This window comes from Exiguobacterium sp. s145, from assembly GCF_018618835.1.
Classification (GTDB): domain Bacteria; phylum Bacillota; class Bacilli; order Exiguobacteriales; family Exiguobacteriaceae; genus Exiguobacterium_A; species Exiguobacterium_A artemiae.
In genome coordinates this window covers 77500-84707 of the sequence record NZ_JACSMV010000013.1, presented here as the reverse complement: position 1 = coordinate 84707, position 7208 = coordinate 77500, and the positions used below count along the sequence as shown (strand labels likewise).

At 44.5% G+C, this 7208-nt stretch carries 5 protein-coding genes and 1 tRNA gene; 3 read left to right on the top strand and 3 right to left on the bottom strand.

From position 1 onward, the window contains the following. Positions 1–134 precede the first annotated feature (134 nt). Positions 135–207 (bottom strand) — tRNA-Val (locus KNQ07_RS10935). A gap of 176 nt (positions 208–383) precedes the next feature. Between KNQ07_RS10935 and KNQ07_RS10930 the strand changes: the two genes are divergently transcribed. Next, positions 384–3488, top strand: coding sequence for an efflux RND transporter permease subunit (locus tag KNQ07_RS10930; protein ID WP_214766635.1), 3105 nt, complete (start codon positions 384–386; stop codon positions 3486–3488). A gap of 44 nt (positions 3489–3532) precedes the next feature. Here KNQ07_RS10930 and KNQ07_RS10925 read toward each other — a convergent pair whose 3' ends face one another. Beyond that, complete coding sequence (locus tag KNQ07_RS10925) at positions 3533–4009, bottom strand: DUF456 domain-containing protein (protein WP_214766633.1); 477 nt, start codon at positions 4007–4009, stop codon at positions 3533–3535. A gap of 94 nt (positions 4010–4103) precedes the next feature. After that, positions 4104–4916: a D-alanyl-D-alanine carboxypeptidase family protein gene (locus KNQ07_RS10920; RefSeq protein ID WP_012369425.1), complete on the bottom strand. Its 813-nt coding sequence runs from the start codon at positions 4914–4916 to the stop codon at positions 4104–4106. A gap of 235 nt (positions 4917–5151) precedes the next feature. Here KNQ07_RS10920 and KNQ07_RS10915 point away from each other — a divergent pair, with 235 nt between their 5' ends. After that, positions 5152–5697 carry a methyltransferase family protein gene (locus KNQ07_RS10915; protein WP_214766631.1) on the top strand — a complete coding sequence of 182 codons (546 nt, stop codon included), beginning with the start codon at positions 5152–5154 and terminating at the stop codon, positions 5695–5697. 22 nt (positions 5698–5719) lie between these two features. Continuing rightward, positions 5720–7204: a phytoene desaturase family protein gene (locus KNQ07_RS10910; RefSeq protein WP_214766629.1), complete on the top strand. Its 1485-nt coding sequence runs from the start codon at positions 5720–5722 to the stop codon at positions 7202–7204. The last annotated feature ends 4 nt before the right edge of the window (positions 7205–7208 follow it).

The window sequence follows — 7208 nt, the reverse complement described above, 5'->3', positions numbered from 1 at the left end:
TTTGTGTGGTAACTCTATTCTACACGAGGCCGTTATGGGTTTTTTTTGTGTTTTCAGCTAGGTGTTGCACTTAATATTACAATTCGTCACATGAAAAAACTCCCGTTCATCGTGTGATGAACGGGAGCTCGGTATGATTCTGACTGGGCTCGAACCAGCGACCTCTACCCTGTCAAGGTAGCGCTCTCCCAGCTGAGCTACAGAATCATGATCGTGTGTCCTGGGTATATGTTTATTATAGCAACATATTGAAAACTGTAAAGACTTTTCTCTGATTTTTTTTATTATATTTTTTCTTTCTGCTCTACAGTTCAAAGTTGCAGGGTTTCGTTTCGTCCTCTACTATGTAAATAAGCACATATAAAATAAAGGAGGGGTAACTGTTGAATTTTTTAACAAGGTTTAGTTTAAAGAACTCTGTCGCTGTATTTATTATTGCTATTTTATTAGTTTTGGGCGGCGTATATTCGTTTTCTCAGCTTAAAGTGGATCAATTTCCTGAAATTGAATTTCCTCAAATTTCAGTAGAAGCTGTGTATCCAGGCGCATCTCCGGATGATGTCGATAAACAGGTCGTCTCAAAACTCGAGACAGCACTGAAAGGGATCGAGGGCTCGACAAAAATCACGAGCTCTGCTTATGAAAGTATCGGGATCATCAATATCGAATTCCCATTTGATACCGATATGGACAAGGTCGAACAACAAATCGATGCTGCGATCCAGGATGCTAACCTTCCGGAAGAAGCGACAACGAAGTTAAACCGCTTCTCATTTGGATCGTTCCCAATCTACAACATTTCCTTCTTTAGTAAAGACGGAAAAGAGATTGAGTCCCTTCTAAAAAATGAAATCGAACCGGAACTGAATAAAATTCCGGGCATCAACAGTGTTTCTGTTGGTGGTTACAAAGATGATTTAGTCCAGATTACTGTCGACAACAAAAAGGCAACAGCGGCCGGTTTATCGTTATCAAGCATTAAAGAACAAATCAATGCCAAATATGTTTCCTTCCCGTCTGGTCAGCTCGCAGAAGGTGATTCGAAGATTCCGATCCGGGTCGAAGAAAAACTGGAAAACTTGGATAAATTAAAAAATCTTCAATTGACGTCAAGTGTTGCTTCCGGTGCTGCTTCCGGCGGCCAGGGTCAACCTGCCCAATCAGGACCCCCGGCTGGTGCTACCGGCGAAACGGGTGCTCCGACAGAACAAGCGGAACCGGTTCGTCTTTCAGACATCGCTACCATTGAAGCTGTCTCGAAGCAAAGTGAAAAAACACGTTATGATTTAAAAGATTCTCTCTCGATGGCGATTACCAAAAAACAAGACGCTAATACGGTTGAAATTGCTGACGGCGTCACAAAAATCTTAAACAAATATGATGACCAAATCGATTATACGATTGGTATTGATTCTGCGAAAGACATCGAAGAATCCGTCGCTACGCTTGTCAAAGAAGGATTACTCGGGGCCTTGTTCGCTTCACTGGCTGTCCTTTTGTTCCTACGGAATATCCGGGCGACGATCATTGCAATCGTCTCAATTCCGCTGTCACTCTTGATTGCGGCCATCTTCTTGAACTGGCAGGCTATTTCATTAAATATCATGACACTCGGTGGTATGGCAGTTGCTGTCGGCCGGGTCGTCGATGACAGTATCGTCGTCATTGAAAACATTTTCCGACGGGTCCGAAAATCAGATGACGGTATGACAGATGAAGTCATCGAACAATCAACAAAAGAGATTTTAAAAGCCATCACGTCTTCGACGCTTACGACCGTCGTCGTCTTCTTGCCGATCGGCTTTGTCGGCGGTATCACAGGTAAATTCTTCTTACCGTTCGCCTTAACCATCATCTTCTCGTTACTCGCTTCCCTACTTGTCGCGATTACAATTGTACCGATCTTAGCGAAGTTCGCCTTTAAAAAGGTACCGGCGGAAGAAAAAGAAGGCGTCTTACAACGGTGGTACGGCACACTGATTGAAAAATCATTGTCGCATAAAGCGATCATCTTAGTTGTTTCCTTCTTGTTACTCGGTGGTTCGCTTGCCATCGTACCGCAACTCGGCTTTACGTTCATTCCGAATGAAGCTTCAAAAACATTGACTGCTTCACTGGAGCTTCCTGCTGCAACGTCGCTTGAGAAAACAAGTGATGTTTCGCTGAACATGGAAAAAATGTTTGATCAGGAAAACGCCATTGCTGATGTCACGACATCCGTCGGAGCACGTGACTTCACGACCGGATTGCGACTTGACAACAAAGCCAGCTACTTCTTGAATTTAAAAGACGGGGCTGATGTCGAAAAAACGATCAAATCCCTCGAAACCAAAATGGATGATATCGCAAAAGAAGATGGTGTCGACGTCAAAATCAGCGTTGCTGAACTGTCGACAGGTGGTCCCCCATCCAATAATAATGTAGATGTTGATTTGTTCTCGACTGATTTAGAAGCGCTCCAAAAAGCAGCTAAACTGGTGGAAGACAATATGAACAAAAACAATGATTTGAAATATGTTACGAATAACTTTAGCGAGAAACAAAAACAATTCCTTGTCGAAATTGATTCTGAAAAAGCCAGTGATCGTGGTTTATCCGGCTTCCAGATTCTTGGTACGGTCAACGACCAGACTAAACCTGTCACGGTCGGTACACTGAACCTTGATGACAAAGATCAGGACGTCCAATTGTCTTACAAGGAAGACTTGACGTCGAAAGAAGATCTTGAAAATGTCCAGCTCTTCTCGGCTGCCGGTCCTGTCGCCTTAAAAGATGTCGCAACCGTCAATGAAGTCGATACCTTCACATCGATTCAAAAACTGGACGGTAAAGTCTATGCCCGCGTTTCGGGTCAAGTCAAAGGCGATAACGTCCAAACGGTCTCCAGTGACGTCAAAGCTGCTGTCGAAAAAATTGACTTGCCGGACGGCGTTTCCTTAACAAGTGGCGGCGGAAATGATGATACGGTTGAAATCTTCCAATCTCTCGGAATTGCCATCGTCGTTGCCATCGGTCTCGTTTACTTGACGATGTTAATCACGTTCGGAAAAGCACGGATTCCGTTCATCATCTTGTCATCGCTCATTTTCGTTCCGATCGGTTCGCTCGTTACACTGTTCCTAGCTAACGAACCATTGTCTGTCAGTGTTATGATCGGATTCCTCATGCTGATCGGAATCGTCACGACCAACGCGATTGTGCTTGTTGACCGGATTGGTCAGAACATCACACGTGGACTTCCGGTTCGGGAATCCTTGATTGAAGCCGGTAAGACACGACTTCGTCCCATCCTGATGACGGCATTCGCTACTATCATGGCGCTTGTCCCGCTCGCACTGACAACGTCATCCGGTACCCTGATTTCAAAAGGTCTCGCCTTGACTGTCATCGGCGGATTGACGACGTCAACACTCTTGACGCTCATCATCGTCCCGGTCGTCTACGAGCTCTTCTTCTTCAAAAAAGTAAAAAAAGAACGTCAATCTTAATCTAAAAAAATCCTCCCCTCTTGATGAGGGAAGGATTTTTTTGATTATTTTTCGAGCAATTCATCTGTCCGATCAATCGTTCCATTATGTTTCGCGACCAGTCCATCCAGTACGGATGGTTCGAATTCTTCCCCGATTGCAATGATTCCCGTCTTACCAGGTGGAATCACACCAAGTGTCCGTTTAAATGTTTCTTGAACAGCTTGATTCTCTTTTAAGTCTTTTGATCCGCCAATCAGCATCCCGGTCATCGAACCTAATAAAATACCGAACGGTCCCCCGAGAATCCCGACTGCCATACCGATTAAAGAACCTTTAAAGGCTTTGTTGGAGCCGCTCAAGTCGACAGCATCTTCAAAGGAAAAAGCTCCGCTTTCACTTCGTTTAATGACAGCGATTTGTTCAAAATCGACTTGGCCATTCGCATGATATTTCTTTAATTCACTGAATACCTGATACGAGGTCGCTTCTTCTTCAAATGTAAAGGTCATGATATGGTGCTTTTCTTCTTTTTTCGCCACAACTTTCCACCTCTTTCGAAAAAAGGCAGACCGCTGCTGCTGACGATGAGGAATACACCATTTCTTTACCATTTAAAGCTTGAAGTGAAACCTGTTACGGTGTACTTGGTTTACCCGGTGCCAATTGATAGTATTCTTCCATTGTCAATCCGGTCATTTTCAGCTGCGCCGCAAGCGTTGCTCCGACATAACGGTAATGCCAACTTTCATATGTGTAGCCTGTCCATGATTCTTTTCCGAGCGGGTAACGGAGATGGAATCCAAAACGGTGGGCATTGGCAGCCAGCCATTTTGCTTCTTTTGTACTTGAGAAGCTGAACTTGGCATATTTTGATGAATCGGCGCCTCCGATATCAAAACCCAGTCCTGTTTGATGTTCACTTTTTCCCGGCTGGGCACTGTACGTGCTGGCTTTCTCAAAACCATCCCGTGCCACATATTTTTCAAATAAGGCTTTTTGATACGCATATGAACGGTATGTACTGAATGCGACCAGCGTAATCTTTTCCGCTTTGGCAGCCCGTTTCATTTTTTCAAATGCGGCCCGTGCAACTGTACTTTCTCCCGGCGCATACGTCGAACGTAACGGAAGATTTGGATTAACGATTAATGTCTTGCCGATGCGTAACCCACCGATTTGTTGATCGGTCAGTAAATATTTTGTACTGGCATACCCTGTCTGTGTTCCATAACGAACTTTTGACCATGTCCCGAGTCGGCTGATTTCATTGACATAGACAGTAGTCGGAATCACTGCGACGACTGCTTTTGTTGTCGAAGCCCCGCTTCGAAGATTGAGCGGTGTTTTCGCCTGGCGGTAACTGGATGCTTCTGCGGCCAGTGAAAAACTGACGAGTGAGAGGAGAATCGCCAGTAACCCGATCACCGTTTGCTTTAATTTTTTCATATCTCTTAAAACTCCTTTTTTCCAAAACAGGGTAATTAGTCTTTAATTTTAGAATAACATTCATTTCAAAATGCCACCATTTTTTGTACAGGTGTAATCAAAATGAATTAATTCTCAGTTTGCCAAAAGAAGCTGGATTGTCCGACACAAGGATTGAATGTTCAGCCTTTCGGGTAAAGATTTCTTGTATGCGTTTTCTTTAAATAATGATTAGTATCAGTCAGGGGCGAATCTTATGACCATTTTAGATAAAGTGTTCATTGCCGTCTCTCTTCTTTGGTTATTCGAATTGTTTCTGTTCCGAAACCGTAAGAAGGAACCTTCTCCACTGGAAGAACGGCAAAGTTTTTATTGGATTTTAGCTACGTTAATCACCACAATCCTTTTTTCCGTTCTGTTCAGTGATTCAATTCGACTTCCCTTGTCACGTGAAATCGGATTGCTCCTTTTGACTTCCGGTGTCGTTCTGCGCTATTGGGGGATTTATCATCTCAAGCATCAGTTCACCCGCCATGTTGCTGTCAATCCGGGCGACCGGCTTGTCAGCACGGGTCCTTATCGGGCATTACGCCACCCCCTCTATTCCGGTCTGTTTTTTATCACGTTAAGTTTCCCGTTATACTTCGGGAATTTGTTTGTCACGTTATGTGCCGGAATCCTGATGTTCATCGCTTTGCTTCACCGTATTCGAATCGAGGAACAGATGTTAACCAAAGGATTTGGTCCTGCTTACACGGACTGGGCCCGCAAAAGAAAACGTTTGATTCCGTTTATTTACTAAAACATAAGGAGATGTGATTTTTTTGAAGAAACAGGCAGTCGTTATTGGAGCAGGTTTAGCAGGTATGTCAGCAGCAATCCGCCTTGCGGGAGACGGTTATGAAGTCACGATGCTAGAACAAAATGGAAATGTTGGCGGGAAATTAAACCAACGTAGCGGCCAAGGATTTACGTTCGATACCGGTCCTTCAATCTTGACGATGCCTTGGGTACTCGAACAATTGTTTACGAGCGTCCACCGTCGACTCGACGACTATTTGGAAATCGAACGCATCGAACCGCAATGGCGGACTTTCTTTGAAGACGGTACACAACTTGACGTCAAAGGCGATCTCCCGGGAATGCTTGAGGAATTTAAAAAAGTTTCCGATCAAGCGGATTTCGTCGAATTGTTCAGTTATTCTAAAAAGATGTATGACCTGTGTTTAGACAGTTTCTACAAATACAGTCTCGAAGATTTAAAAGACTTAAAAAAATACCATACGATGTCTGAATTACTTAAGATGGATCCACTCAATACAGTAGCAAGCGGTACGAAAAAACACTTGAACAACAAGTATCTGGAGCAACTGTTTAATTATATGGTCATGTACGTCGGCTCCAACCCTTACGAAGCTCCTGCCGTCTTCAACCAGATGATTTATGTTCAGATGGGACTTGGTATCTATTACGTCAAAGGCGGCATGTACAATATCGCCCGTGCCATGAAGACGGTGCTTGACGAACTCCGGGTGACGATTCATGTCAATACACCTGTCGCACGTGTCGTCACAGAGGGCAAACGTGCGGTCGGCGTGGAAACGACAGACGGTACATTTTATCCGGCTGATGTCGTCGTCTCAAACCTGGAGGTCATTCCGACCTATCAACATCTCATCTCAGAGAAAAAAGGACCAAAACAGGCTAAAAAGTTAAATCAGTCCTTCGTTCCGTCCGTTTCCGGTCTTGTCCTGTTACTTGGTGTGAACCGCGAGTATAAAGATCTTAAGCACCATAACTTCTTCTTCTCGGATGATCCGGAACGGGAATTTGCCCAAATGTTCAAGGATGGTGTTCCGCCAGAAGATCCAACGATTTATGTCGGTGTCTCCTCTAAATCAGATGCTTCCCAGGCACCGGAAGGAAAAGACAATCTGTTTGTCCTGACGCACGTTCCGCCACTGACGAAACAAGACGGCAAAACCGATTGGGATGCGTATCGTGAAGTCGTCCTTGATAAATTAGAACGGATGGGACTGACCGACTTACGTGAATCGATTGAATTCGAATACCGCTTTACACCGGAAGACTTGAAATCACTATACGGTCCGAACGGCGGTTCGATTTACGGTGTGGCTGCCGATCGGAAAAAGAACGGCGGCTTCAAGATTCCATCGAAAAGTGATCTCTACGAAGGGCTTTACTTCGTCGGCGGTTCAACACATCCGGGCGGTGGCGTTCCGATGGTCACTTTGTCGGGTCAACTGACGGCAGATTTAATCCAAAAACATGAAAAGGTAAAAGCATAATCAA